This window comes from Actinoplanes sp. NPDC051859, from assembly GCF_044452725.1.
Lineage (GTDB): Bacteria > Actinomycetota > Actinomycetes > Mycobacteriales > Micromonosporaceae > Actinoplanes.
In genome coordinates this window covers 345385-370956 of the sequence record NZ_JBITBX010000006.1, presented here as the reverse complement: position 1 = coordinate 370956, position 25572 = coordinate 345385, and the positions used below count along the sequence as shown (strand labels likewise).

General features: G+C 70.1%; 24 protein-coding genes and 1 pseudogene. 14 read left to right on the top strand and 11 right to left on the bottom strand.

Annotated elements, in window-relative coordinates; translation table 11 throughout:
• Positions 1 to 6 precede the first annotated feature (6 nt).
• From ACIA1L_RS18350 to ACIA1L_RS18330, 5 genes are all read left to right on the top strand, one after another.
• Positions 7 to 741 (top strand): cytidylyltransferase domain-containing protein, encoded by a 735-nt coding sequence (locus ACIA1L_RS18350; protein WP_396073946.1) that lies wholly within the window; start codon positions 7 to 9, stop codon positions 739 to 741.
• Complete coding sequence (locus ACIA1L_RS18345; RefSeq protein WP_396073945.1) at positions 738 to 1826, top strand: PseG/SpsG family protein; 1089 nt, start codon at positions 738 to 740, stop codon at positions 1824 to 1826. The genes ACIA1L_RS18350 and ACIA1L_RS18345 overlap by 4 nt, the downstream gene beginning before the upstream one ends.
• A 101-nt stretch (positions 1827 to 1927) precedes the next feature.
• Positions 1928 to 2416 carry a response regulator transcription factor gene (locus tag ACIA1L_RS18340; RefSeq protein WP_396073943.1) on the top strand — a complete coding sequence of 163 codons (489 nt, stop codon included), beginning with the start codon at positions 1928 to 1930 and terminating at the stop codon, positions 2414 to 2416.
• 10 nt (positions 2417 to 2426) lie between these two features.
• Positions 2427 to 3842: a DHA2 family efflux MFS transporter permease subunit gene (locus ACIA1L_RS18335; protein ID WP_396073941.1), complete on the top strand. Its 1416-nt coding sequence runs from the start codon at positions 2427 to 2429 to the stop codon at positions 3840 to 3842.
• Between the two features lie 23 nt (positions 3843 to 3865).
• Complete coding sequence (locus tag ACIA1L_RS18330; RefSeq protein ID WP_396073940.1) at positions 3866 to 4909, top strand: LD-carboxypeptidase; 1044 nt, start codon at positions 3866 to 3868, stop codon at positions 4907 to 4909.
• Here the strand turns inward: ACIA1L_RS18330 and ACIA1L_RS18325 are convergent.
• From ACIA1L_RS18325 to ACIA1L_RS18305, 5 genes are read right to left on the bottom strand one after another with little or no spacing between them, the layout of a single operon-like run.
• Positions 4893 to 5321 carry a hypothetical protein gene (locus tag ACIA1L_RS18325; protein ID WP_396073938.1) on the bottom strand — a complete coding sequence of 143 codons (429 nt, stop codon included), beginning with the start codon at positions 5319 to 5321 and terminating at the stop codon, positions 4893 to 4895. The two genes, ACIA1L_RS18330 and ACIA1L_RS18325, sit on opposite strands and share 17 nt — an antisense overlap.
• The gene (locus tag ACIA1L_RS18320) at positions 5318 to 6577 is read right to left on the bottom strand and encodes a molybdopterin-dependent oxidoreductase (protein ID WP_396073936.1); all 1260 of its coding nucleotides are present in this window, start codon (positions 6575 to 6577) and stop codon (positions 5318 to 5320) included. The genes ACIA1L_RS18325 and ACIA1L_RS18320 overlap by 4 nt, the downstream gene beginning before the upstream one ends.
• Positions 6550 to 7212 (bottom strand): class I SAM-dependent methyltransferase, encoded by a 663-nt coding sequence (locus tag ACIA1L_RS18315; RefSeq protein ID WP_396073934.1) that lies wholly within the window; start codon positions 7210 to 7212, stop codon positions 6550 to 6552. Before ACIA1L_RS18315 ends, ACIA1L_RS18320 begins: the two co-directional genes overlap by 28 nt.
• A complete protein-coding gene (locus tag ACIA1L_RS18310) occupies positions 7209 to 7856 on the bottom strand; it encodes a DUF2064 domain-containing protein (RefSeq protein ID WP_396073932.1) in 648 nt (215 codons plus the stop codon). Before ACIA1L_RS18310 ends, ACIA1L_RS18315 begins: the two co-directional genes overlap by 4 nt.
• Positions 7853 to 8512, bottom strand: a complete 660-nt coding sequence (locus ACIA1L_RS18305) for a glycosyltransferase family 2 protein (RefSeq protein ID WP_396073931.1) — start codon at positions 8510 to 8512, stop codon at positions 7853 to 7855. Before ACIA1L_RS18305 ends, ACIA1L_RS18310 begins: the two co-directional genes overlap by 4 nt.
• Positions 8513 to 8655: 143 nt before the next feature.
• Between ACIA1L_RS18305 and ACIA1L_RS18300 the strand changes: the two genes are divergently transcribed.
• Together ACIA1L_RS18300 and ACIA1L_RS18295 are read left to right on the top strand one after the other, a co-directional pair.
• A complete protein-coding gene (locus tag ACIA1L_RS18300) occupies positions 8656 to 9702 on the top strand; it encodes an NAD-dependent epimerase/dehydratase family protein (protein ID WP_396073930.1) in 1047 nt (348 codons plus the stop codon).
• A complete protein-coding gene (locus tag ACIA1L_RS18295) occupies positions 9699 to 11060 on the top strand; it encodes a hypothetical protein (RefSeq protein ID WP_396073928.1) in 1362 nt (453 codons plus the stop codon). Before ACIA1L_RS18300 ends, ACIA1L_RS18295 begins: the two co-directional genes overlap by 4 nt.
• A gap of 111 nt (positions 11061 to 11171) precedes the next feature.
• Here the strand turns inward: ACIA1L_RS18295 and ACIA1L_RS18290 are convergent, their stop codons facing one another.
• Complete coding sequence (locus ACIA1L_RS18290; protein ID WP_396073927.1) at positions 11172 to 11438, bottom strand: hypothetical protein; 267 nt, start codon at positions 11436 to 11438, stop codon at positions 11172 to 11174.
• A 448-nt stretch (positions 11439 to 11886) separates the two neighbouring features.
• Here ACIA1L_RS18290 and ACIA1L_RS18285 point away from each other — a divergent pair, with 448 nt between their 5' ends.
• The 4 genes and pseudogenes from ACIA1L_RS18285 (at position 11887) to ACIA1L_RS18270 (ending at position 13795) form a co-directional block, all read left to right on the top strand.
• Positions 11887 to 12774: a helix-turn-helix domain-containing protein gene (locus ACIA1L_RS18285; RefSeq protein WP_396073926.1), complete on the top strand. Its 888-nt coding sequence runs from the start codon at positions 11887 to 11889 to the stop codon at positions 12772 to 12774.
• The gene (locus ACIA1L_RS18280; protein ID WP_396073924.1) at positions 12771 to 12995 is read left to right on the top strand and encodes a DUF397 domain-containing protein; all 225 of its coding nucleotides are present in this window, start codon (positions 12771 to 12773) and stop codon (positions 12993 to 12995) included. Before ACIA1L_RS18285 ends, ACIA1L_RS18280 begins: the two co-directional genes overlap by 4 nt.
• Before the next feature lie 277 nt (positions 12996 to 13272).
• Positions 13273 to 13527, top strand: coding sequence for a DUF397 domain-containing protein (locus ACIA1L_RS18275; RefSeq protein WP_396073922.1), 255 nt, complete (start codon positions 13273 to 13275; stop codon positions 13525 to 13527).
• Positions 13528 to 13595: 68 nt separating this feature from the next.
• Positions 13596 to 13795 (top strand): annotated as a pseudogene (locus tag ACIA1L_RS18270) (DUF397 domain-containing protein).
• Between the two features lie 77 nt (positions 13796 to 13872).
• Here ACIA1L_RS18270 and alr read toward each other — a convergent pair.
• A complete protein-coding gene (gene alr / locus ACIA1L_RS18265; RefSeq protein WP_396074080.1) occupies positions 13873 to 14985 on the bottom strand; it encodes an alanine racemase in 1113 nt (370 codons plus the stop codon).
• 226 nt (positions 14986 to 15211) lie between these two features.
• Here alr and ACIA1L_RS18260 point away from each other — a divergent pair, with 226 nt between their 5' ends.
• Positions 15212 to 16528 (top strand): AAA family ATPase, encoded by a 1317-nt coding sequence (locus ACIA1L_RS18260; RefSeq protein WP_396073921.1) that lies wholly within the window; start codon positions 15212 to 15214, stop codon positions 16526 to 16528.
• Here ACIA1L_RS18260 and ACIA1L_RS18255 read toward each other — a convergent pair.
• The 4 genes from ACIA1L_RS18255 to ACIA1L_RS18240 all read right to left on the bottom strand — a co-directional run bounded on the left by ACIA1L_RS18255 (position 16437) and on the right by ACIA1L_RS18240 (position 19392).
• Positions 16437 to 17576, bottom strand: coding sequence for a D-alanine--D-alanine ligase family protein (locus tag ACIA1L_RS18255; RefSeq protein ID WP_396073920.1), 1140 nt, complete (start codon positions 17574 to 17576; stop codon positions 16437 to 16439). The two genes, ACIA1L_RS18260 and ACIA1L_RS18255, sit on opposite strands and share 92 nt — an antisense overlap.
• Before the next feature lie 94 nt (positions 17577 to 17670).
• Complete coding sequence (locus tag ACIA1L_RS18250) at positions 17671 to 18279, bottom strand: TetR/AcrR family transcriptional regulator (RefSeq protein ID WP_396073918.1); 609 nt, start codon at positions 18277 to 18279, stop codon at positions 17671 to 17673.
• A 54-nt stretch (positions 18280 to 18333) separates the two neighbouring features.
• Positions 18334 to 18957 (bottom strand): LuxR C-terminal-related transcriptional regulator, encoded by a 624-nt coding sequence (locus tag ACIA1L_RS18245; RefSeq protein WP_396073917.1) that lies wholly within the window; start codon positions 18955 to 18957, stop codon positions 18334 to 18336.
• A gap of 84 nt (positions 18958 to 19041) precedes the next feature.
• Complete coding sequence (locus ACIA1L_RS18240) at positions 19042 to 19392, bottom strand: hypothetical protein (protein WP_396073915.1); 351 nt, start codon at positions 19390 to 19392, stop codon at positions 19042 to 19044.
• 332 nt (positions 19393 to 19724) lie between these two features.
• On the opposite strand from ACIA1L_RS18240, the gene ACIA1L_RS18235 reads away from it, so the two are divergent.
• Together ACIA1L_RS18235 and ACIA1L_RS18230 are read left to right on the top strand one after the other, a co-directional pair.
• On the top strand, positions 19725 to 22025 hold the full coding sequence (locus ACIA1L_RS18235; protein WP_396073914.1) for a BTAD domain-containing putative transcriptional regulator: 2301 nt from the start codon (positions 19725 to 19727) through the stop codon (positions 22023 to 22025).
• Positions 22025 to 25489 carry a BTAD domain-containing putative transcriptional regulator gene (locus ACIA1L_RS18230; protein WP_396073913.1) on the top strand — a complete coding sequence of 1155 codons (3465 nt, stop codon included), beginning with the start codon at positions 22025 to 22027 and terminating at the stop codon, positions 25487 to 25489. Before ACIA1L_RS18235 ends, ACIA1L_RS18230 begins: the two co-directional genes overlap by 1 nt.
• Positions 25490 to 25572: the final 83 nt, after the last annotated feature.

The window sequence follows — 25572 nt, the reverse complement described above, 5'->3', positions numbered from 1 at the left end:
CCCGGCATGCGAAACCTCGGCATCATCCAGGCCCGGATGGGCTCCACCCGGCTGCCCGGCAAGGTGCTGCGCCGCCTCGGTGGGCGTACGGTCCTGGACCGTGTCGTCCGCGCCGCCCGGGACAGCGGAGTGCTGGATGATCTGGTCGTGGCAACCACCACCGAGGACCGCGACGACGCGGTGGCGGCCGAATGCGCCGCCCTCGGTGTGGCCGTCCACCGGGGGCCGGTGGACGACGTGCTCACCCGGTTCCTGGGCGTGCTGGACGAGCGGGACGACGAGGTCGACGCGGTGGTGCGCTTCACCGCTGACTGCCCGCTGCTCGACCCCGAGCTGGTCATGCTGGCCGCCGACGTGTTCGCTGCCACGCCCGGCCTGGACTACCTGAGCACCTCGATCGCGCGCACACTGCCACGCGGCCTGGACGTGGAGATCGTGCGCGCAGAGGTGCTGCGGGAGATCGACTCGCTCGCCACCGCGCACCACCGCACACACGTCACGTCGTACGTGTACTCGCACCCGTACGATTTCGAGGTGCTGGGTCTGACTTTGCAGCCGGATCTTTCGCACCTGCGGCTGACCCTGGACACCGAGGACGACTGGCGGCTGATCGAGGCGGTCGTGGCGCACTTCGGGGACCGCCCGGTGCCGGTTCGCACCCTCGCGACCTGGCTCGCCGACCGGCCGGAGCTGGTGAACCTCAACTCGCACGTACGGCAGAAAGAGCTGGCACAGGCTTGAGCACGCGCATCCGCGTCGGTATCCGCTGCGACGCCGGACCACACACCGGAGTGGGGCATCTCGTCCGCTGCGTCGCGTTGGCCGAGGAGCTGACCGCGCGCGGGGTGGCCGTGCACTTCCTCGCGGACCTCGGCGGCTTGGACTGGGCGTTGCAGCAGCTCACCCGCCGAGGGCTGCCCCTGCACCCGGCGCCGGGCGACCCCACCGGGCTGGTCGCGGCCGCCGACCGGCTCGGGCTGGACGCCGTCGTGGTGGATTCCTACGTGCTGCCGCCGGAGCACTCGGCCGCGCTGCGGGCCGCCGCCCGCACGGTGTTCGCCATCGTCGACGGCGACCGACGCGGCCAGGAAGCGGATCTCTACGTCGACCAGAACCTCGACGCCGAGCTGAGCCCGCCCCCCGACCTGCCGCCCGGTGCGATTCGGCTGGCCGGGCTGGAGTATGCGCTGCTCCGGCGCGCGATCCGCGACCTGCGCCCGGCGGCACCGCCGTCCGCGTCGGCCTGCGCCGCGCCGCGGGTGAGTGGTACCGCGCGGCGGATGGGCGGCGACGTGCCGCGGGTGGTGGCGTTCTTCGGCGGCACTGACGCCTACCGGGCGGCGCCGGTGGTGGCCCGACTGCTGCGGGACACCGGCGCTGCCTTTGCGGCCACGATCGTGGCCGCGGACGCCGGGCTGCGCGCCGAGCTTCAGGCCGTGACGCCCGCTCCCGGCCAGCGTCTGGAGATCATCGACCCGACGGACGAGCTGCCGAAGGTGCTCGCCGACGCCGACCTGGTGCTCAGCGCCAGCGGCACATCGACCTGGGAATTGCTGTGCCTGGGACTACCCGCCGCGCTGGTGTGGGTGGTCGACAACCAAATCCTCGGGTACGAGCGCACCACCGCTCGCGGCCTCGCGGCCGGCCTCGGCCACCTGCCCGCACTGCGCGACTCAGCCGCCGGCGCCTCGGCAGCCGTGACCGTGCTGCGGGACCTGCTCACCAAGCCAGCCGACCGGGCCGCGCTGGCCGCCCGCGCGTGGGCCGCCGTCGACGGGCGAGGCTGCGCCCGAGTGGCCGATGCCCTCATAAACGCCGTCTCGTAGTTTATGCCCGGTTCACCGAGGTGGGTCGGGCGGAACCGCTAAGCGGTATGGCGGGCAGGCCGAACAGTCCTGCGAACCGGATCCCGGATGGAGGTGCAGCCATGGCGACCGTACTCATTGCCGACGATGACGTGGACCACCGCGAGCTGCTGACGCTCGCCCTGCACCGGCTGGGGCACGAGGTGGTCGCAGCCGCCGACGCCGAACAGGCTCAGGCGGCGGTGACGGCCGGCGGGATCGACGCTGCCCTGCTCGACGTCCGCATGCCCGGCGCCTCCGGTATCGACCTGTGCCGTGAGTTGCGGCAGGACCCGGACACCGCCCGAATGCCGATCATGCTGGTCAGCGCCGACGTTTTCAGCGAGCGGATCACCGCCGGGCTGGAAGCGGGCGCCGACGACTACCTGACCAAGCCCTACCACCGGGCCGAGCTGGCCGCCCGCCTCGACACCCTGCTGCTGCGCGCCACCCGGCCGAAGCCGGTCACGGCCGCCGCGGCGATGGCTGCTCTGGTCGCCGCCCGCGCCGCTGTCCGGTGCCCCGCGCCTGTCGCCGTACGTTCCGAGGAGCCGTTGCGCCGCACCGCGTAAGGTCGCTGGCATGGCTCTGGAGCTGGTGAAATATCGCAGCGCGACCGGCCGCTGGGTGCTCTTGGCAACCGTCCTCGGTTCCAGCCTCGCCTTCATCGACGGCACCGTCGTCAACATCGCGCTCCCGGCAATCGGCACCGAATTCGACGCGACCGCCGCCGGTCTGCAATGGACCGTCAACGGGTACGCCCTCAGTCTCGCCGCCCTGATCCTGCTCGGCGGCTCCCTCGGTGACCGATACGGCCGCAAGCGCATCTTCATGATCGGCGTGACCTGGTTCGCCGCGGCCTCCCTGCTCTGCGGCGTGGCCCCCTCGATCGAGCTGCTGATCGCCGCCCGGGTCCTGCAAGGCATCGGCGGCGCCCTGCTCACCCCGGGCGCGCTGGCCATCCTCGAAGCCTCGTTCGTGCCCGAGGACCGCGCCCGGGCCATCGGCGCCTGGTCCGGCCTCGGTGGCATCGGCGGCGCGCTCGGCCCGTTCCTCGGCGGCTGGATCGTCGAGGTCGCCGACTGGCGACTCATCTTCCTCATCAACGTCCCGATCGCGGCGCTGGTGCTGCTGGTCACCGCCCGACACGTCCCCGAGTCCCGCAACGCCTCGGCCGCCCGCTCCCTCGACGTCACCGGCGTGCTCACCGGCGCGGTGGGGTTGGGCGGCCTCACCTACGGCTTCACCGCCTGGCCCGCCGCCGGTCCGGGCAGCCCGGTCGTCCTGGTGTCCCTGGCCGTCGGCGTCCTCGGCATGGCCTGGTTCGTCGTCGCCGAACGGCGATCCCAGCACCCGATGCTGCCCCTGGACATCTTCACGTCCAAAGCCTTCACCGGCGCCAACCTCGTGACCTTCCTCGTCTACGGCGCCCTGGGCGGCGTGTTCTTCCTGGTGGTCCTCAACCTCCAGGTGGTGTCCGGCTTCAGCCCCCTCGCCGGCGGCCTCGCCCTGCTCCCGATCACCGTCCTGATGCTCTTGCTGTCCGCCCGCGCCGGCTGGCTCGGCGGCAAAATCGGCCCCCGCATCCCGATGACCGTCGGCCCCCTGATCTGCGCAGGAGCCCTCATCTGGATGTCCCGCATCGACGCAAGCGCGTCGTACCTGACGGACGTCCTCCCACCGGTGATCGTCTTCGGCCTCGGCCTGTCCCTGCTGGTGGCACCCCTGACCGCGACAGCCCTGGGCGCGCTGGACGACGCGCACGCCGGCATCGCCAGCGGCGTCAACAACGCGGTGGCCCGGGCCGCCGGTCTCCTCGCGGTCGCGGTGCTGCCGCTGGCCGCCGGCATCGGTACGGGCGACCTGACCGACCCGACCGCCCTCGCCCCCACCTACCGCACGGCCATGCTGATCGGCGCCGGACTGATGGTCGGCGGCAGTATCCTCGCCGTGACCATGGTCCCCCGCCGGATGCCCACCAAGGACGCCTCCCAGTAGTCGGCCGGTGATTCAATAACCGGATGCGCCCCGCCATGACCACCCCGCCGAAGCTCTCGCCCGGCGACCGCGTCGCGGTCCTCTCGCCGTCATCCGCCGCGCCCGCCCTGTTCCCCGCGGTGCACGAGCAGAGCCTGCGACGTCTGCGGGCGGAACTGGGCCTCGAACTCGTCGAGTTCCCGAGCACCCGGCGGCAGTCCACGCCGCAGGAACGGGCCGCCGACCTGACGGCCGCGTACGCCGACCCGACGATCCGGGCAGTCTTCGCGACCATCGGCGGCGACGATCAGATCACCGTGCTGCGGCACCTCGACCCGGCGCCGTTCCTAGCCGACCCCAAGCCGTTCTTCGGTTTCTCGGACAACACCAACCTGCTCAACTGGCTGTGGCACCACGGCATCGCCGCCTATCACGGCGGATCCACGATGGTCTTCTTCGGCCGCGCCGCCGGCCCCGGACCGCAGATGTCGGCGTCACTACGGGCCGCACTGTTCACCGGCGGCGAGCTGGAAATCGCTCCCGCCGAGACGTTCCGCGAAGAAGAGTTGGACTGGGCCGACCCGATCGCGCTGACCGGTTCGGTGCCGTCGTACCCGAGCCCCGGCCGACACTGGCACCGCCCGGACCGGGTGGTGAGCGGGCCGACCTGGGGTGGCTGCCTCGAAATTCTGCACTGGACACTCGCAGCCAACCGGTGGATGCGGCCAGTCGAGGACTACGCCGGCTGCGTCCTCCTGCTGGAAACCTCGGAGGAGATGCCGTCCGGCGCTGAGGTCTTCGACATGCTGCGCAACTTCGGCGAACGCGGCCTGCTGGAACAGTTCCCGGCCGCCCTCGTGGCAACCGCCAAGGCGACGGCGTTGTTCAATCCGCGCACGATCGAGCAGCGGACCGCCTTCCGGGAGGAGCAGCGGGAAGCCGTGCTGCGAGCGTTCGCGACGTACAACCCGGAGGCGATGGTGGTTTTCGGGGTGGACTTCGGCCACACGGATCCGCAGTGGGTGCTCCCGTACGGCGGTCGGGTAACCATCGACGGCCCGGCCCGGCGAATCACCGCTGCCTACTGAACGAGACATCTCGCTGTCGGCGCCGCCATCGGACAGCAACGGTGATGGCGGCTGCGCTCCAGATCACCGCGTGGACGATGAGCAGGCCGTGTAGGTAGTTCAGCGGCAGGATCGACGGGTTGTCCGGCACCCGTCCTCGACCCAGGGCCAGGGGCAGCGCCACGATTGTGACGGCGAGGCTGAGCACTGCGGCGACGCGGACCGGCGTACGGAGCTGGGGTGGGTGGAGTCGGTTGATGAGGACGCCGGCGCCGATGGCGAGCGGCAGGAGGAGAGCGTCGTGGGCGACGAGGACGGCGACGAGGAAGACCAAGGCGCCGGCGTCGAGGTCGGTGTCGGCTATTGCGCCGCTGAGGGCGTACGCAATAACGAGCGTGCCCGACCCGATCAGCATGCGTTGGACGGTTTTCATGGGGCGCTCCGGACCGTGATCCGGTTGACCCACTTGGTTTGCAGCACTCCGGGACGGTTCGGCGCGATGAGCCGGGCCGGGTAGCCGTGGTCGGGGTGCAGGATTTCCCCGCCGAGGCGCAGTGCGATGAGGGTGTACGGGTCGCGGGTGTGCGGCGGCGGCACGGTCGTGGACCGGTATCGGCCGCGGGTCTCGAGAGACTCGACGTAGGCCTCCGCGTCGTCCGGATCGACGTCGACGAGGGCGACCAGGTCTCGGAGCCGTACCCCGGTCCAGGTGCCGGTAGAGCTCCAGCCTTCGACGCAGCTAATCGGCAGGACCACCGTGTGTTGGGGTAGCGCGGCGAGTTCGGCCAGCTGCAGCGTCCGGCTTTGGGCCGGCCCGATCACGGTCAGGCGGTACGCGGTGGTGAAGATGGCGTCGCGGACGCCGGCCGCTGCTGCTGTCTTGTTGACCGGAAGGTGTTGGGGTCCGGTCCGCGGGCGACGTGGGGCGAGTACGGAGACGGGTGCGAGCGGGGCGACGGTCTGCCCGACGGTGGTGACAGTGATGACTCCGGCCGCCGCGGCGACGGTGCCGAGCAGACCACGTCGGCTGAGGGCACCGGGGCGGGTTCGGTCCGGGGTGTTGCGGGCGAGTGCGGCGCGGACGATCGGCAGTTTGACGCCGATGTGCGTGATCAGGGCGCCGACGGCGAGCCACGCCGACCAGTAGTGCCCGGCCGTGAAGAAGAACGGCATCGGGGTGTACCAGCGCGCGATGTTGAGGACACCGCTGATCAGCTGGAACAGGGCGGAGGCGACCAGCGCCGCGATGCTGGCCCGTTCGATGGCGTGGGCGAGGTTGCGGGCGGGCGGCCAGCCGAAGAGGCGGGGGTAGACCGACCAGAGTTTCGCGCCGAGCAGCGGCACCGAGGCCAGGCCGGTCGCGACGTGCAGGCCCTGGGTGACGCGGTAGAGGCCAACGGGTCGCGACGGCCACCCGAACCAGCCTGGTGGGTGCTGAATGAAGTGACTGAGAACCCCGGTTAGGAAACAGACGGCGAAGGCCACGGCCAGGGCCAGCCCGAGCAGGCTGGTCAAGCGGGGTGAGCGCAGCCGGGAGTCGAAAGCTCCCCGCTGCAGCGGACCTCGGCGCAGCGCCGCCGGCGGCGGAGGTAGCGGCGCCTGCATCCAGTGGTTGGCTCTTCTCGCCCACTCGGCGAGCCGGGCCGGCAGGGACTTTCCGGTCAGTGGCGAGCCAGCGTCGCGAACCATCGGTTCGCCTCCGTCCATTCGGTCAGGATCCGCAGAGCGCTCGCGTCGGCAATAGCCGCCAGGTCGCCGGCGGCCAGCTGACCCCAGCGGAACGGGGCAGGCGCAAGCCCGGCTCCGTCGCCGATTCGGGCCTCGCCACTCCAGCTCCGGGTGCCGGGTGGCGCCAGTTCGACATGGAGGCGACCGTCGGCGTGCAGGAGTTCCCGGCATCGGCGAAACAGCATCACTGGATCGCCGCCGATGCCAACGTTGCCGTCGGCCAGCAACACGTGTCGCCAACGGCCCTGGCCGGGCAGCGGGCCGAAGACGTCTCGGCGGAGGGCCACGGCACCGCGGGCGTGGGCGAGCCCGATCGCCGCTGCGCTCACGTCGATGCCGAGCGCAGGATGTCCCCGCCGATTCAACGCGCTGGTCAGCCGACCTGGACCGCAGCCGACATCGAGGGTGGGGCCGACGCACCGCGCGATGAGTCCGCGGTCGCCCGGCAGCTGGTCGCGACACCAGGCGGCGGCATCCACGCGATGATCGCGACCATGATCGTCGGTGAGTGTCAGGACGGCCGGCTGTCCCGCCCCGGCTTTGCCTAGGACAGCGTCGAAGATCGCCAAAGCGGTGGGTGCGGTCGCTGTTTTCACGCGAACTCCAGCGGTGAGATCAGTTCGGCGACCGTGCGCGCGAATCGGCTGTCGGGGGAACAAAGCTTGGCGACGGCGGACGCGTCCGCCGAGGTGTCCACGTCACGCTGGGCGGGCAGCTCGACGATCCGAAGCCCCCGGTCGGCCAGCGCGGCACGGGTCAGAGCGCCGGTGTCCGATCTGGACATGGGTACGTGGCGCAGCGCTCGACCGTGGGCAGGGTCACGCAGTCCCAGCACCCACCAGCCGCCATCCTCCGCGCAACCGAGCACCGCGTCGGCATCGTCTTCAGCCAGCCGCCGAGCGGCAGCGCTGAGCAGTCCCGCATCGACCTGCGGGGTGTCCATACCGATCAGCAAGCTTCCGGTGCCGCTGACTCTCGTGTCAGCGAAGGCGTGCGCCAGGCGCTCACCCAGCGACACACCCCGCTGGGCTACGCGATGCCATCCCTCCGGCGCCGGATGATCCCCCTCGACGACCAGGCAACGCCGCTTGATCGTCGCCGCGGTGCCGGCATCCAGCGTGTCCGCGAGCGACGCTGCGGCGATCCGTGCTGCCTGCTCGGGGGTGCACGGCGGGCAAAGCCTGGTTTTCACCCTGCCAGGCACGGGCGTTTTGGCTAGGACAAGCAGTTGCGCATTCACCGGGCAAGCACCACGCTCATGTCGCGGATGGCCCGGGCGGTGCCGCGCACGCTGCCGGTGACTTTGGACTTCGTGCCGACCGTACGACGCAGGTAGGTCACGTCGACCTCGGTGACCGTCCAACCCGCTCGAGCCGCTCTGATCAACAGTTCGAGTGGGTAGCCGAAGCGACGATCCTGGAGCTGAAGAGCGATCAGGTCGTTTCGGTACGCGGCGCGCATCGGCCCGATGTCGTGCACCGGAAGACCGGTGGTGTGGCGCAGCCGGTGAGCGAGCACGGCGTTGCCGAGGCGCGCGTGCGGCGGCCACACGCCACGACCGACCGGCCGGCGCCGGCCCACCACCAGATGCGCGGCGCCCGCCCGGATCGGATCGGCGACCAGCGGCAATTCCGCCGGGTCGAAAGATCCGTCGGCATCCATCACGCAGACCACCCCGTCCGCCGGGTCAGCAGCAACAATTCCCGCATGTACGGCGGCGCCATAACCCGGCTGCGGCACGATCACCACCCGGGCGCCGAAACTGCGGGCAACATCAACGGATCCGTCCGTCGAGCCGTTGTCGGCAACGACGGGACGATATCCAGCCGGCATGCGTTTCAGCAGCCAGGCCAGTGCGGGAGCCTCATTGAGGCAGGGCAGAACAACGTCGGTCACGGACAGAACCGTAGTCCTGTTCTTGCGGCCAAAAGGGCCCGAGAAATCTTACGAAGCTCTTACGAATAGCCAATTCTTACCATCTACTTACGAGCCTTATCGGCCCGCTGTCGACGTACCGTAAAGCGGTTAAGGTCCTTCGAATGACTCGCGTTCTTGTGACCGGTGGCGCCGGATTTATCGGCACCCAAGTGACCTTCGCTCTGCAGGAAGCCGGGCATCAGGTCACCGTTCTCGACCTCGGCCATCCGGCCGCCCACCGGGCTCCGCTGCCAGCTACCATTCACGATGCGCCAGTACGCCGCGCGGACGTTCGCGACCGGCACGCTGTCGCCGAGTCCCTGCGCGGGATCGAAGCAGTCGTGCATCAGGCAGCCATGGTGGGTATGGGCACCGACCTGGCCGACCTGCCGGAATACGTCGGCTGCAACGATCTCGGCACCGCGGTGCTCCTCGCCGAGATGACCCGCGCCGGCGTCCGGCGTCTTGTGCTGGCCAGCTCGATGGTCGTCTACGGCGAAGGCGCCTACGTGTGTCCCGTCGACGGCCCCACCCGCCCGGCCGCCCGCACCGTCGCCGACCTCGCCGCGGGACGATTCGAGCCCAGCTGCCCCCACTGCGGGCGTGAGGTCGCCTCGGCCCCGGTCACCGAGGACGCACCGCTCGACCCCCGCAGCGTGTACGCGGCCACCAAACTCGCCCAAGAGCACCTCAGCGCAGCCTGGGCCCGACAATCCGGCAGCGCGGTGGTTGCCCTGCGTTACCACAACGTCTACGGCCCGGGAATGCCCCGCGACACGCCCTACAGCGGAGTCGCCGCGATCTTCCGTTCGGCGTTGGAAGCCGGCCGCGCACCACACGTCTTCGAGGACGGCGCCCAACGCCGCGACTTCATCCACGTCAGCGATGTGGCCCAGGCAAACGTCGCCGCACTCCAGGCAACGGCCAGGGCAGAATTTCGGGCGTACAACGTGGCCTCGGGAACGCCCACGACGGTAGGCCAGATGGCGACGGCGCTGGCCGACGTCATGGGCGGCCCGGAACCCGTCGTGACCGCCGAGTTCCGGCCCGGCGACGTACGCCACGTGGTCGCTTCGCCGGCCCGCGCCGCTGACGAGCTGGGATTCCGGGCTGACGTCGACCTCAAGGCCGGGCTCACCGAATTCGCCCACGCAGCTCTGCGCGGATGACCCACAGCCCTCGGTCCACACGCGCCGACATCATCACCGCCGCCTCCGCATTCGGGCTGATCGCACTCGCCGCCGTGGTCGGTGCCGTTCTGTACCTCCTGGGAGATCCGGTACGCGCAACATCCGCACCGTTCACAGCCCAGTGGCTACCCCACGTTGGTCCCGGCACACCGCTCGCCATCGCCGTCGCCGCCTTAGTGGTGTGGCACGGTCCCCGCCTCACGAACGTGTTGCGGTGGCGGTGGCTGATGCTCGCGGCGTACGCAACGGCGGTTGCCTGGATCCTCTCCCTCGCCCTGGTGGACGGCTGGCAACGTGGGCTGGCAGGCCGGCTCACCACCCCCCACGAGTACCTCAGCGAGGTCGATGGCGTCACCGACGTACCCGCCATGCTGCGCGGATTCACCGACCGCATCCTCGACTTCCAGCCCGACTCGTGGACCACCCACGTCGCCGGCCACCCGCCAGGCGCCCTCCTGGTCTTCATCGGCCTCGACCGAATCGGCCTCGGCGGCGGGGCCTGGGCAGCACTGGCCTGCGTCGGAGTCGGTGCGCTGATCGCGGTCGCCGTACCCGCCACGATCCGCACCCTCGGCGACGAAGGCACTGCCCGCGCTGCTGTGCCATTCCTCGTACTGTTCCCCGGCGCGGTCTGGATCGGCGCCTCGGCCGACGGCCTGTTCGCCGGCGTCACCACCACCGGTGTGGCCCTGCTCGCCATTGCCTTGACCCGCCGGCGCATCTGGGCGGGCCTGGCCGCCGGAATCCTGCTGGCCTTCAGCGTCTACCTGTCCTACGGACTCGTCCTGATCGCCATTCCGGTCGTTGCCGTGGTGCTTCTTGCCCGCCGCATCGGCCCGCCAGCCTGGCCTGCGCTCGGTGCGGCAGCCGTCGCAGTCGTCGCCGTGGTCGGCGCGTTCACGCTTGCCGGCTTCTGGTGGCTCGACGGCTATGACCGCCTCGTCGTGCGCTACTACCAGGGCATTGCGAGCGACCGGCCGTACGCATATTGGGTGTGGGCGAACCTGGCTTTGGTCTTCGCCTGCGCCGGACCGGTCGCGGCGGTAATCCTGCGCCGAGCCATCCTCCGCACCGAGCCGATGATGCTCCTGCGGCATCCGTCGAAGCTGTTCACCATCGAACCGGTCGCGCTGCTGCCCCTCGCGGGCCTCGCGGCGATCCTGGCGGCGGACGTATCCGGCCTCAGCAAGGCTGAAGTCGAACGGATCTGGCTCCCCTTCGCCGTGTGGCTGCTAGCCGGTGCCGCTTTGCTCCCGTCGCAGAGTCGGCGGGGCTGGCTGGGTCTGCAAGCGGCCGTCGCGCTGGTGGTCAACCATCTGCTCTTCACGACCTGGTAACCAGCGGCCGCGCGCGGCCGCTGAACGACTAGCCTCCAGCCACGATGTTCGGACAATCCGGGTCGTGGGCGCCTCGCGCGCTTGGCGCATCACCGTGCTTCCCGTCTGGCGCTACTCAAAATCGGATTCTCCTCCCGGGCTGCTTCGCACCCAGCCGAGGAAGCGCTCGTACAGGTTGTCGACTCGACCCCACTCGTGGTCGGTGATGGCTTCACGGAGCGCGCTGTCCATGTAGGTGCCCAGGTAAATCGTCAAACCTGTTCGATTGCCGTGGAACTCCTCGGACAGCTCGACCTTGGCCGGGGCGCAGGGCCAGGGTTGATCGCATACCGAGCAGTCGAGGCTCGGCTGGCGAGGGGTGTGCGTCAGCTCGCGCACGACGGTTACTTCCCGCCGCGCGCACGCTGATCGCCGAGTCGGGTCAGGTAGCCCGCTTGGCCGATCTGCGCGGACGGCGTCGGGTCCGGCCATGCGCCGGTCCGACCATGCGCGGCGATCGACAATCGGATGCGCGCCAGTTTCGCTTCGTCGCACGGCCAGTGCACGCCGCACGCCGCGCAGCGCCGCTGACGCCACCAAGCCAGCCGTTCCCACCATGCATACGTTCGGGGGCAATGCATATAGATCACCTCGATCGCGACTCGAGCAGGTGAATGTTCCGCGCCAGAACAGGCCGCACAAAGATCGAATCCTGTCCATCGCTCGGCGATAGCAAGACCGTACGCATAGCAAGGTCTATCTGCAAGCTCGCACAGAGTGCAAACTCGAGAGAGGTCGACCGCGGCTTAAGGCCATCGACGGAATTTGCAAGACTGGACACCAAGTTGTGCAACTGGCGCAGCATGCACAGGAGGTGACAGTGGGTTCAGCAAGCAGCCGCAGCCTTGGCGCCGCCCTGCGCAAGCTGCGCACCGAGCACAATCCGCCGCTCACGCTGGACGACGTGGCGAAGCACATGGAGTGGTCGCAGTCGAAGGTGTCCCGCATCGAGCGCGGCCTCATCGGGGTGGCTGCCCGTGACGTGCGATCACTGACAGCTTTCTATGGCACCGACGACCAGGACATGGTCGACACCATGGTCAAACTGGCGACCGCCGGACGTCGTCGCAACGACTGGCACCAGTACACAGACGTCTTGCCCAGGCAGTTTGCGACCTACCTCGGCCTGGAACCGGAAGCCAAAAGCTTGCACTCGTGGGAGCCGAACTTCGTTCCCGGGCTCTTGCAAACGGAGTCATATGCTCGCGCCCTGGTCGCGGTCTACCGCAAGGGACAGACTGAGGCAGAGGTAGCTCGACGTGTCGAGGCACGCATGGAACGGCAGGCACTGATCAGGGGAATGAGCGCACCGCTGCTACACGCCATCGTCGGCGAGAGCGTTCTGCACCAGGTTGTCGGCGACCGGGAGATCACCCGAAATCAGCTCGACAGTCTGATCACGATCGCGAATCGCCCGAACGTCGACGTGCAGGTCCTACCCTGGGCGGCTGGGGCCGCCATGCCCACCGAGGGCGGGTTCCAGATCCTTAGGTTCGCCGACGACGCTGCCGGCGAGGTCGTATGCGTTGACCTGCGAACACAGGTGAGCTACATCGACAAGCCGGCCGAGGTAAGCGCCTACCGGGATGCCTGGGAGGATCTATTGTCGAAGGCCGCGCCACCGCAAGATTCGCTCCGGATGATCAGGGCGGCAGCCGAGGAGTTGGACCCATGAACGAGAAGACGTACGCCGAGACGTTCGACCGCGATGCGGTCACCTGGCGCACGGGAAGCCGTACCAATGGCGGCGGCAACTGCGTCGAGGTTACCGACCTGCCCGACGGCGGTTTTGCCGTCCGCGACAGCAAGGACCCCAACGGGCCGATCCTGTTCTTCACACCCGGCGAACGCGAGGCGTTTGTCCTGGGCGTCAAGGACGAGGGCTTGCTTGGTTGACATACTTGTCACAAGTCTACGAAAGCGCCCCGGCTACCAGCGATGCCAGCGGGGCGCTTTGCGTGATCTAGATCAGGCGCCGGACGCAGACGTATCCCAGGTCCTGCGCCTCGCCGAGAGCCCGGCCGCGGAAAGCATCGTGTCCTGATTTCCTTAAGCGGCCCGAGTATGTGGACGATCCCAAGGAAGTCGAGCAATATCGATACTTTGGGAAGGCGTTCCGGGTAGGGCACAAACCCTCCGCCATGAGGTTCGCGGCAGGCAAGGAGTTGAAGCAATGAACGACGAGATCAATCAAGGTCCAGTTGACCCGACTAAGGGATACGGGCACATCGACCCGAGCAGCCTGGCCTGGCGAAAAGGTGAACGCTCGAACGGGAACGGCGGGGACTGCGTCGAGGTGGCCGACCTCCCAAATGGCGGCTTTGCGCTACGAGACTCGAAGAACCCGTCGAGCCCGGCGCACTTCTTCACGCCTTCAGAGAAGGCGGCGTTCGTACACGGAGTGAAGTTCGAGGGTCTTCTCGACTAAGCCGCCGACGCGCTCCAGTCCCAACAAATGATCGAGAGGGCGGCCGAGGAGATGAAGCGATGAATACCATGGATCTCTCCCAGGCGGTGTGGCGTACGTCCAGCCGCAGTACCGATAACGGCGGGGCATGCGTCGAGGTAGCCAGGAATCTACCCAGCATCGTCGCTGTCCGCGATACGAAGGACCGCAAGGCGGAAGCTTGATCTTTACCCGCGAAGAGTGGGCTACGTTCCTCATCGGAACCAAGAACAGCGAATTCGACCTCTAGGATCTTCAGACCGAAAGTGCCCCGCTGGCAGCGCTGCCAGCGGGGCACTTTCGGTCTGAGACGGCAACCGCGACCGACTAAGACAGGTAGCGGCGCGGGACGCGGGCGCCGATACCCGTCAGGATCTCGTGCGGGTTGGTGCCGGCCCAGCCCGCCCACTCCCCCGCAGTCGGCTCGCCCTGATCGCCAGGACCAAACATGACGGCCCAGTCGCCCGCACGGACCGGCAGGTCGCCCACGTCCAGCACGATCTGGTCCATGCTGACCCGCCCGGCGATCGGGCACCGCACCCCGCCCACCGACAGCGCCGCCTGCCCTGCCGCCACCCGCGGCACACCGTCGGCAAAACCCAGCGGCACCAGCGCGAGCGTCGTCTCCCGGTCGGTGTAAAAGTCCGGCCCGTACGAAACGCCGGTGCCTGCGGGCACACGCTTGGTGAGCAGGATCTGCGCGCGTACGGTCATCGCGGGCCGCAGGCCGAAGGTTTGACCTGGCACCGGCTCGATGCCGTAGAGGGCGATCCCGGCTCGCATGAGGTCGTGGCGGGCCGGCGGCAGGTGCAGTGCGGCGGCCGAGTTGGCGAGGTGCAGGATCGGCGGGTCGAGTCCGGCGACGGCGGCGGCTTCCCGGCCGAGGTCGAATTCGCGGAGTTGGGTGTGCAGGCCGGGGTCGCTGCGGTCTTCGGCGTTGGCCAGGTGGGACCAGAGGCCGCGGATGTGCAGCAGCCCGGCGTCGGACAGCTTACGGGCCCAGGTGAAAAGTTCGGACCATTCTTCGACGGGGGCGCCGCCGCGGGACATGCCGGTGTCGAGCTTGAGGTGCACGTTGGCGACGAGCCCGGTGCGTTCGGCCGCGGCGGCGAGCGCTTCGAGGGCGGTGACAGATCCGGCGGATACGTCGATGTCGGCCTGGAGGACCTCGTCGAAGGTCTCGGCGGGTGAGTACAGCCAGCACAGCGTGGGAGCGGTCAATCCCTGAGCGCGCAGGGCGAGGGCTTCGGCGACGGAAGCCACGCCGAGCCAGGTGGCGCCGTGGTCGAGGGCCGTGCGGGCGATCTGCGGGGCGCCGTGTCCGAAGCCGTTGGCCTTGACTACCGCCATCATCCCGGCGGGGCCGGCGGTGGCGGCGAGGACGCGGGCGTTGTGGGCGATCGCGGCCAGGTCGATGACGGCTTCGGTCATCGCCGTCATCGGCGGGTTCCGGGCAGCGTTGACGTCGACATCCGGCGGATAGTGGCCGAATGATCTGCTCATTCTGAAGACCATTTACTGGTCAATCGGCAACACCGTCACGGACAGTTCCCAAACCGCCACGCGGTTGCCCTGCCGGGGCATCATGAGAGGTTCTGGCCTGCGCGGTCGCTCGCATGCGCGCGATTGACGAAAACCATACAGGCCGGCGGGAAGAATGGCGGCTATGTCTGGTCAGGAACGCGCGGTGACGCGGCTGGAGGAATATCTCCGGTCGGCACGCGATCGGGCATTCGTGGGCCGGACGGCCGAGCTGGGTGCTTTCCGCTCCGCCCTCACCGGCGAGCCCGTTTTCACCGTTTTGTTCCTGCATGGCGCCGGCGGTACGGGTAAGACCACCCTGCTGCGGCGCTTCGCGGTGGAAGCCGAGCGGGCTGGGCGACTCGTGGCTCGGGCTGACCGCTTCGAGCCCGGCGGCCTCATCCCGGCGCTGCTGGCGGCGGTCCCGCCGGTTGCCCCCGGACCGGCCGGCCCGGTCGTGCTCATCGACGAGTTCGACCAGTGGCAGCCGGCCGAGTCGTGGCTGCGTGAGGAGTTCCTGCCCGGCCTGCCGGTGGGCACTGTTGTCGTGCTCGCCAGCCGCACCCCGCCGGGCCTCGAATGGACCACAGATCCCGGCTGGAACGAGGTCCTGCGCGTCCACGAGGTCGGTGACCTGTCGCCGGCCGAGGCCGAGATGCTGCTCGACCGGTACGCGGTCCCTCGCCGCCGGCAGCCGTTCCTTCTCGAGCTGGCCGGCGGCAACCCGCTGGCGCTGCGGCTGGCGATGGAGGCGGCCGGGGAGGACGACGAGGTTCGGCTTTCCGTGGCGCAGGCCGTCGTGCGGCAGGTCATCGGGGAGCTTCCGTCGGCCGCGCACCGGCAGGCTCTGGAGGTCTGCGCCTACGCGGAGCCCACCACCGAGGCGATCTTGCGGGCCACGGTCGCCGACGCCGACGCGGTCGAGTTGTTCCGCTGGCTGTGCGAGCTGCCGTACGTGGAGTGCGGCGCGAACGGCGTTCAGGTGCGGCCTTTTGTGCGTACGGCGGTGCGGACCGAGTTGCGGTGGCGGGACCCGCAGCGGCACGAGGCGGCGCAGGCTCGGCTTGCGGAGGATGCGCCGGTTGTCGAGACGCTGCCTCGGCCCGAGTTTGACGTGGCTGTCCGGGACGCGTTGCGGTCCTGGCGCCGGCCTGACCTGCTCGCCGACAATCCGCTCGCCCACAGCCGGATGGTGGCCGCGGCGGAGACCGCGGCGGAGCCGGTGGAGGCGCTGCGCGGGGTGTTGCAGTCCACTCTGGACGCACTCGGTGAGGATCCGCGGCAGGGCAAACCGCATCGGGCGCTGATCGCCACCTATCTCGGGGGTGCACCCACCCAGGAGGCCGCGGCGGAGCGGCTGGGGCTGCCGTTCAGCACTTACCGCCGACACTTGAACCGCGGCCTTGAAGTGCTGTGTAGCCTGCTGTGGCGACGCGAGTCGACCGGTCTGGACCTGATTTAGCGGCTCCGGCAAGCGCGGTGGCGATCATCAGGTCCAACAGCTCCGGGTACGTCGTTCCGGCGGCCTGCCACATCCGCGGGAACTGCGACGCCGCGGTGAAGCCGGGCATCGTGTTGACTTCGTTGACGGTCAGCCCGTGCACCGGGTCGACGAAGAAGTCGACGCGGAGCAGTCCGGCGCAGCCGAGCGTACGGAAAACGCGGATTGCTTCGGCGCCGAGCCACTCGGTGGTGTCCGGGTCGAGGTCGGCCGGGACGACGAATTCGGTGCGGCCTTCGCGGTATTTGGCGTCGAAGTCGAAGAAGCCCTCGCCGACCATCCGGATCTCCAGCGGGGGGCTCGCCACCAGCCGGCCGTCCGGGAGTTCCAGCACGCCCACGTCGATTTCGCGGCCGGGTACGCCGGCCTCGACCAGCACTTTGGTGTCGCAGAGCTGCGCGGCTTCGAGCGCGGCGGGCAACTCGGCCCAGTCGTCGACGCGGGAGACGCCGATGCTCGACCCGCCGCGGGACGGTTTGACGAAGGCGGGCAGTCCGAGCCGGCTCTGCTCGGCGCGGGTCACCACGTCCTGCTCGCTGCGCAGCACGACGCCGGCGGCGACCTGGATGCCCTCCGCGGCCAGGATCTTCTTGGTGAACTCTTTGTCCATCGAGGCGGCGCTGGCCAGGACGCCGCTGCCGACGTACGGGATGCCGGCCAGTTCGAGCACGCTCTGCACCGTGCCGTCTTCGCCGTACGGGCCGTGCAGGATCGGCATGACGACGTCGACGTCGCGCAGGGCTTCCAGGGCGCGGAACAGGCTTTCGACGACGGCGGGGCGCGGGCCGGGCGGTTCCGGGGTCATCGCGCGCAGTGCGGCGTCGTCGACGGTGCCGGCGGCCTGGTCGGTGCCGACGATCCACTCGCCGTCGACGGTGATGCGGATCGGGACGACCTCGTAACGGTCACGGTCGAGGCTCTGCACCACGCTGGCCGCCGACTTGCAGGAGACGTCGTGCTCGGTGCTGCGCCCGCCGAAGAGAACCGCTACCCGGGTCTTTGGGGGCACGTCGCATCACTCCAGGCTCGAGGTCGACGCCCGCGGGCCGGGCTCGTCGTCAGCGTGGATCGTGCGCCATCCGGCTGCTCACCCGGAAGGTCAGTTATTGATCAATCGAGCGGACCTCGGCGGCGAAGAGCAGGTCGGGGTCGAGGCCCATGGACCGAAAGTTGCCTTCGATCTCCAGGCTCACCAGGCCGTGCAGGCGGCTCCACGCGGTGATCGCGCGCAGCAGCGCGGCGGGGTCCGTGGCCGCGTTGTGGGCGGCGAGCTGCCGGGCGAGCGCGGGATCCGGAGCAGGCCCGGGGCCGACTGCTTCGAGCAGCACGTTCATCGCCTGCTGAGCCGCGGTGACCAGGCGCGGGTCTTGCGCGTCGTAGCCGGGCAGCGGCGCGGCGAAGAGCAGCCGGTAGCGGTGCGGCTCGGCGACGGCCCAGGACCGGTATGCCGCGGCCAGCTCGGCGGGCCGGCGCGGCACGGCGGTGATCACCGCCGTCAGATCCGCGTACGCGTCCAGGATGAGTTCGGTGAGCAGCGCGTCCCGGCTGGCGAAGTAGCGGTACAGCGCGGGGCCGGAGACGCCGAGTTCCTTGGCGATCGCGTTGAGCGAGAGCGCCTGCGGGCCGCCCTCGGCGAGCTGGCGGAGCGCCGATTCCTTGACCTCCTGCCGCATCTGCGCCCGGAAGCGATCGCGGATCCCACTCGAAGCCATGCCACGACGCTACAACCCCTGCGTCAGGCGAGAACCTCTAGCGGTCGGGAGCGGTCAGATCATGCCGGTGCGCAACGCGTACGCGACGGCGTGTGACCGGTTGCGCAGCTTGAGCCGGTGGGTGAGGCCGTAGATGACGTTCTTGACCGTGCGCTCGGAGTAGCAGAGCTCCCCGGCGATCTCGGCGGTGTCGAGCCCGTCAGCCATCAGCCGCAGCACGTCGATCTCGCGGGGCGTGAGGCCGGAGGAGTTGAGTCCGTGCGGGGTGAGCACGTCGCGCTGCAACCGTTCAATGTGCTTGAGCAGCTCGCCCACGAGGTTCGGCGGCATGACACCGCCACCGGCGGCAGCGGCGAGCACAGAGTGGGCGAGCCGTTCGGGGGTGACCGCCGCGCGCGGCAGCACCGCGACGACCCGGCACTCGACCACGGTCAGCAGCTCGGTCTCGTTGATCTCGTTGGTGACGAGCACCACCGGGACGCCGATCTCGGCGGCGGAACGGCGCAGCGTGGCAACCACCTCAGTGGTCAGCCGGTCGGCTGCCACCACGAGGACCTTGGCCGCGGCGCGCTCGGCGGTGGGCAGCAGCACGATCTGGGGCCGGGACTGAAGAAGACTGGCCAAGCCGGCTTGACTGACCGCGTCCATCGCTTGCAGGGCGACGGTGACCTGCTCCACTGCTACCTCCTCGGCTGGTGTCGATGCGGGAGCAGTCTGCAGGAAACAACCTTCAGAAAAGCTTCACAGCCGGCGCGTGGACCTTCATTCTTCGCGTACGCCCAGGTCAGCACGCTTGCTGGCGCGGCGCAACGCCATGATGTACTTCGGCAGCTCGATCGCCGCCAGCTCCAGCTGGCCCGGTGCGAGCTGGTCGATGAAGAGTGCCTCGACGACGTCGTGCGCTAGTTCGTCCGGCAGTTCCCCGACCCGCCGCATCGGGGTCTGCTGCCAGATGTGCCGCACCCGCATCCGGGATCTGACCTGGTCGAGCGTGCGTTCCAGGTCGGCGATCACCGCGTCCGCCCGGTCCGGGTCCACGACGAGCCGCCCCTCGTCAGCCAGGGTGAGGAACAACTCCCCGGCAAAGTGAAGGGGAGAGGTGTCGCCGCTCATGCCTTCCCCTCTCGTACGGCTGCCCGCGAGTCCACCAGATACGGTGGCCGCTCGGGAACCCTCCGATGGTCGAATGTGCCCCGCTCGACCGGTAGCTCTGCCCGGGACCGCCGAATTATTAGCCCCATTGCCAATCATGAAGATCACTCACGACCGCCGCGCGCCCGACAAGTCGCGACGATATGCTTGCCCGCGCTGGCACGTGATCGGTTGCGGGCGTCGGCTAGAAAGTGACCCGTGGATCGGCGAGCAGCGGTTCCATCTGACGCGGGGGAACGTCGGCAATCCCACGACCACGAGATTGGGTGGCCATGTCGGGTGCGCGCGAAGGCATGGACCTTCGCCTGCTGGGTCCCGTACGAGCCTGGCGGGACGAAGCCGAACTCCCCCTCGGTTCGGCGCGGCGGATGGCAGTTCTCGCCGTGCTGGCCTTGCACGCCGGGCACGCCGTTTCTCGGCAACAGCTCGTCACCGCGCTGTGGGGCGACGATCCGCCGGCCAGCGCCATCGGCAACGTCTATACCTATGTGTCGACGCTGCGTCGCGTGCTGGAGCCGGCCCGTGACCGGTGGTCCGCCGGCCAACTGCTCACCTCCGGCGGCGGCTCGTATTGCTTGCACATCCGCAAGGAAGATGTCGACGTCTTCCGGTTCGAAGCCCTGCGCGAGGAGAGCCGCCGGCACCGCGCCGCGAACGACCGGCTCGCCGAACTGGCGGCGCTCGAAGTTGCACTGGGGCTGTGGCACGGCGATGCCCTGTCCGGCCTGCCCGGCCCGTACGCCGAAGCGCAGCGGTTACGGCTGGCCGAGCTGCGGCTGGCAACCGCCGAGCGGCATGCCGCGGTCCTGATCGAACTGGACCGCCACGACCAGGCCGTCGGCACCCTGCACACGCTCGTCGAGGCGTACCCGTTGCAGGAGAACCTGCACGGCATGCTGATGGCGGCGTTGCAGGCGACCGGCCGCCAGGCCGAGGCGCTGCGCGTGCACGACGACCTGAGCAAGATGCTCCTCGAAGAGACCGGCACCGAGCCCAGCGCGCCACTGCGAGCCATCCGCGACCAGATCCTCACCGTCAGTACGCGCGACCAGCAACCGGCGGCGCGGCCCAGCAGTACGAGCGATCCGGTGGCGCTGGTCGGCCGGGATGCCGAACTGGACCTGTTGCGGCGTGCCGTGGCTGACGTCGCCGCCGGAAACGGTGGCAGCATCCGGGTCGAGGGCGCCCCCGGCCTGGGCAAGTCGGCGCTGTTGACCGTGGCGCTGCGCACCCGCACGCCCCGGGGTTGCCGCACCGGCTGGGGCGCCGGCGACGAACTGGCCCGCCGCATGCCGCTGGGCGTTCTGCTGGAATGCATGGAGTCAGCGATGTCCGGCGACGCCCCGCCGGACGTGGTCCGTCAGCTCTTCATGGTGGCCGCGGACGCCATCGACGGTCCACACCCGCGCATCGTGGAACAAGCCGTCGACCTCGTCCGGCAGGCCGCAACAGCCGCGCCCCTGATCCTCGTCGCCGACGACCTCCAGCGCGCGGACGTCACCACGTTGCGGGTGTGGAGCGCGCTGCACGAGCTGACCCGCGAGTTGCCGCTGCTGCTGGTCGCGGCCACCCGGCCGGGCGCACCAGAACTGGCCGGCGTTCCGGCCAGCCTCATCGTCACACTCGCACCGCTGGCGATGGGCCCGGCAGGTGCCCTGGCCCGTGCGGTGGCAACGGGTCCGCGCGACCGGCAGGCACTGCACCGCCTCCTCACTGACGCGGGGGGCAATCCGTATTACCTGCGACTACTCGCCGCCGGCGGTCGCGAGACGCTCGCCCCCGAGCTCATCGCCGCGGTCAATGCCCATCTCGCGGCCTTCGGCGAGGGCGCCCGACAACTCCTCCGCGCCTGCGCGTTCCTCGGCGACAACTGCACGCTGGCCGAGGTCGCCGCGGTGACCGGACGGGCCGCCGCCGAGCTGGCCCGCGCCGTCGCACCGGTCCGCACCGCGGGCGTGCTCACCGCCGATGAGGAAACCCTGACCTTCCGGCATCACATCGTGGCCCGCGTCCTGCACGAGAGCACCCCGATGGCACTTCGCGTCCTGCTGCACCGGTCCTTCGCCGAGAAGATCGCCGAACAGGACGGCGCAGCGGACAAGGTGCTCGACCAGCTGCAGGCCGGCCCGGTGCCCCTCGACGCGGCGGTCACCCGCTGGCTCACCCGGTTCGTCGAACGGCTCGCCGGCCGTACGCCCCGGGCGGCGATCGACATGCTGCGCCGGATCCGCACGGACTTCTCCCTGGACGAGCCCACCCGCCTGCGGCTGACCGCATGCCTGGCCCGGTTGCGTTACGGCCAGGGTGACAACGCGGTCGCCGACGCCGGCTGGGTGGTCGCCCGCACCTCCGATGTGGACCTAGAGGCCGAGATGCAGTGGATCATCGCGTGCAGCCTCGGCCGGCACAACGACCACGCCGCCGCCGCGGACGTCGCCCGAGCTGCCCTGAGCAGCCGCGCCTACCCGGAGCCTTGGCTCGGCCGGTTCCGGCTGCTGATCGGCCGGCTTCGCCCGCACCTGCCCGGCCCGCCCACCGTGCCGCACCTGAGCAGGTCGGAGCTGTTCGGGGACTACGCCCCGGCCACCCGCTGATGGCGGGCACGCCGGCCGCGCAGCTCCGGGTCTCGGTGCTCGGCCCGGTCCGCGCCTGGTCCGGCGACCGCGAACTGCAGCTCGGCCCGGCCCGGCAGCGGGCACTCTTCGCGGTCCTGGCGGCCGACGCGAACCGACTGGTGAGCCGGGAAGAAATCATCGCGGCGGTCTGGGGCACGACGCCGCCCGCTACGGCGTCCGGCAGCGTCTACACGTACATTTCCGGGCTGCGCCGGGTGCTCACGCCGGGCCGGGACCGCAGCGCAGCGGCGGAGGTGCTCACCTCAGGTCCGAAGGGCTACTCGCTGCACATCGCGGCGGGCCGGCTCGACAGCGAACGGTACGAACAGCTCTGCGTCGAGGCAGCGAAATGCCACGACGCGGGTGACGTGCCGGGTGCGGCGGCCCGGCTCGACGAAGCCCGCCGGTTGTGGCACGGCGAGGCGTACGCGGGGCTCACCGGCGACCGTATCGAGGTGGAACGCACCCGGCTGGTCGAGCGCCGGCTGACCGCCGCCGAGTTGCAGGCCCGGATCGCCATGGAGTTGAACGACGACGGCCTGGTCGGCGACCTGGCCGGCCTGGTCCGGGACTACCCGCTGCACGAGCCCCTGCACGAGCTGCTCATGCTCGCGCTGTATCGGGCTGGGCGGCCCGCCGAGGCGTTGGAGGCATTCCGGGCGGCCCGCCGGACGCTCGTGGCGGAGCTCGGCGTGGAGCCCGGCGCCCGCCTGCGGGAACTGCACAGCCGGGTGCTGGCCGGCACAGTGGACGGCGACCCCACCCCGGCGCAGGGTGCCGCGGTCGTGCCGACCCAGGTGGCTCGGGCCATCCGTGAGGGGGTGGCGGAACAGCCGCTGTTCGGGCGTACGGTCGAGGTGACGCTGCTACGGGAACTGGCCCGCCGGGCAGCCGGCGGTCAGGGCGCGGCCGTCTGGATCGAGGGCGAGCCGGGTATCGGCAAGACCGAGCTGCTGACCCGCGCGCTGTCCGGTGCGAACGCGGAAGGCTGTCAGCTGTTCTGGGGTGTGGCTGACGAACTGGACCAACACGTGCCGCTGCAGGTGATCACCCGGGCGCTGGGTCTGGCCGCCCCGTCGACGGGTTTCGCCGGCGACTTGCACGCGGCGTCCCGCGGCGACACTGATGACGCGGGGCCGGGAATCGCCGCCGAGCGCATCCTGGCGTACCTGCGGACCGCTTGCGCTGCCCACCCGGTGGTCCTGGTGGTCGACGACCTGCAGTGGGCGGACGAGGCCAGCGTGCTGCTGTGGGACCGTCTGGTCGCGGCCACTCGGCACCTGCCACTGCTGCTGGTGGCGGCGACGCGGCCCGAGCCGAACGGGCGAGACCTGGCCCGGGTACGCCGCGTCATCCGGCTGGGCGACGGTCACGTGCTGGTGCTGGACGCGCTGCCGCCGGACGCCACCGAGGAGCTGGTCGCGGCGGTGGTCGGCGCCCCGGTCGGCCCGCATCTGCGCGCAGTGGTCGGCCACTCCGGCGGAAATCCGCTGTGCGCCCGGGAGATGGCGGCAGCGCTGGTCCGCCGCGGCGCGGTGACGGTGACCGACGGCCGCGCGGACATCGACGGGTCGGTGCCGGTGGAAGCCCCGGATTCGCTGCTGTCCGTCGTACGCACCACATTGGACTTCCTGGGCGAGGAAACTCAGGAAGTGTTACGGCTGGCCGCGTTGCTCGGCGCCGAGTTCGCCGTCGAGGACGTCGTGGCGGTCACCGGCCGTACGCCGTTCGAGCTGCTGCCGCACCTGGAGGAGGCACTGGCGGCGAACGTCGTGGTTGACGCGGGTCACCTCTGGGCGTTCCGACACCCGTTCCTGCGGGCAGCGCTGTACGACGGCATCCCGCGGCAGGCTCGCACCTTGTTGCACCGCCGCACCGCCGAGGTGTTGGACCGGGGTGGCAGTCCGGTGACCCGGGTGGCGGAGCAGCTGGCCGCGGAGACACCGGTGGTCGACGAGTGGGTCGTGTCGTGGCTCGCGGACCATCACGCCGAGGTGGTGAAGCGGGTGCCGCAGATCGCGTGCACGCTGATCCGGCGGGTGCTGGGCACCGAGCTGCCCAGCCCGACGCAGCGCGAGGCTCTGCTGATCGCCTTGGTGAAGCTCGACTTCCGGTACGAGCGCTATCCCGTCGAGGAGGCGCGGGCGGCGTACGGCATCGCCACCGATCCGGCCGACCGGGCCGAGATGCTGCATCTGTTGTCGGCCATGCGCTTCCGGCAGGGGCACACCGCGGAGGCCATCGACCTGTTGACCCAGGCGGTGGACGATCCCGGCTCACCGGAGATCTGGCGGACCCGGCACCGGGTGCTGCTGGCGAACTTCCGCCGGGGCGCCCTGGACGATCTGGACCGGGCTGACCGCCGCGCCCATCAGGTGTACACCGAAGCGATCGCCACGGACCACCCGTACGAGGCGGCGTTCGCGTTGCAGACGACGTGGCTGACGAACTCGATCCGGCGCGACCACGAACGGGCCCTCGAATACGTCGACCACGCGCTGGACATCATGCGCGATCACGCCGAGTTCGCCGGCATGTATTTCGACCTGCTGGACAACCGGATGTTCACGTTGCAGAACCTGGACCGGCTGGACGAGGCCGAGCGCACGTTGCGCGAGGCGGCGCTGTTCGCGATCCGGCACCGGTTGCCGGCCAGCCTGCAGGTCGCGTCCGCGGTGCAGTTCTTCTGGCTGGGCCGGTGGGATGACGCGACGGCCGAGGTGAGCGCGGTGGCTGAGGACGGCCCGGGGCTCACCTTCCTGGGCATGCGCGAGCCGGGTGCGGTGGGGATGCTGCTGCACGGCGTCGCGGCGCTGATCGCCGGGCACCGGCAGGACCAGGCGTTGGCCGCAGCGCATCTTGATGCGGCGAACGCGTTGCCGGTCACCGACGCCGAGCGGGAGAGCTGCGACTTTCTGCTGGTCGCCCGGGCACTGATGGCGGAGCAGCAGGGGCGCCCGGCGGATGCGCTGACGGAGATCGGCCCGCTGCTCACCCCCGAGTACGCCCCGATGATGTTGCGACACCAGTGGCTGCCCGACGCCGTCCGGCTCGCGTTGAGCACCGGTCAGCGGGACGTGGCCGAGGCAGCCGCGGCGATCTGCGCGACCGAGGCGGCCAAGGAGGTGCGGCCGGCGCGGGCGTTCGCGGCGTCGGCGCGCTGCCGAGCCCTGCTGTCGGATGATCCCGCGCCGGCGATGCGGGCTGCCGGGCATTACCGGGCGGTGGGCCGGGTCCCGGAGCTCGCGGCTGCGCTGGAGGACGCCGCGGTGCTGCTTGCCGCCGCCCGCCGCCCGCACGAGTCGGCTCGGGCCGGCGCCGAGGCGGCCGAGCTCTACACCGTGCTCGGTGCACAGTGGGATTTGCGCCGCGCGCGGGAGCGGCTGGATGCGTACGGCATCGACGTGCGTCGTGATGCGGTCGCGCCGCGCGGTCTCCGCTGAGGGCAGCCGCGTTCATTTCTGGTCGGTTACGACGTTAACCTTGACAGGAAAAGTTCGATAGTGCGTGAATGTGTTTCTGTATG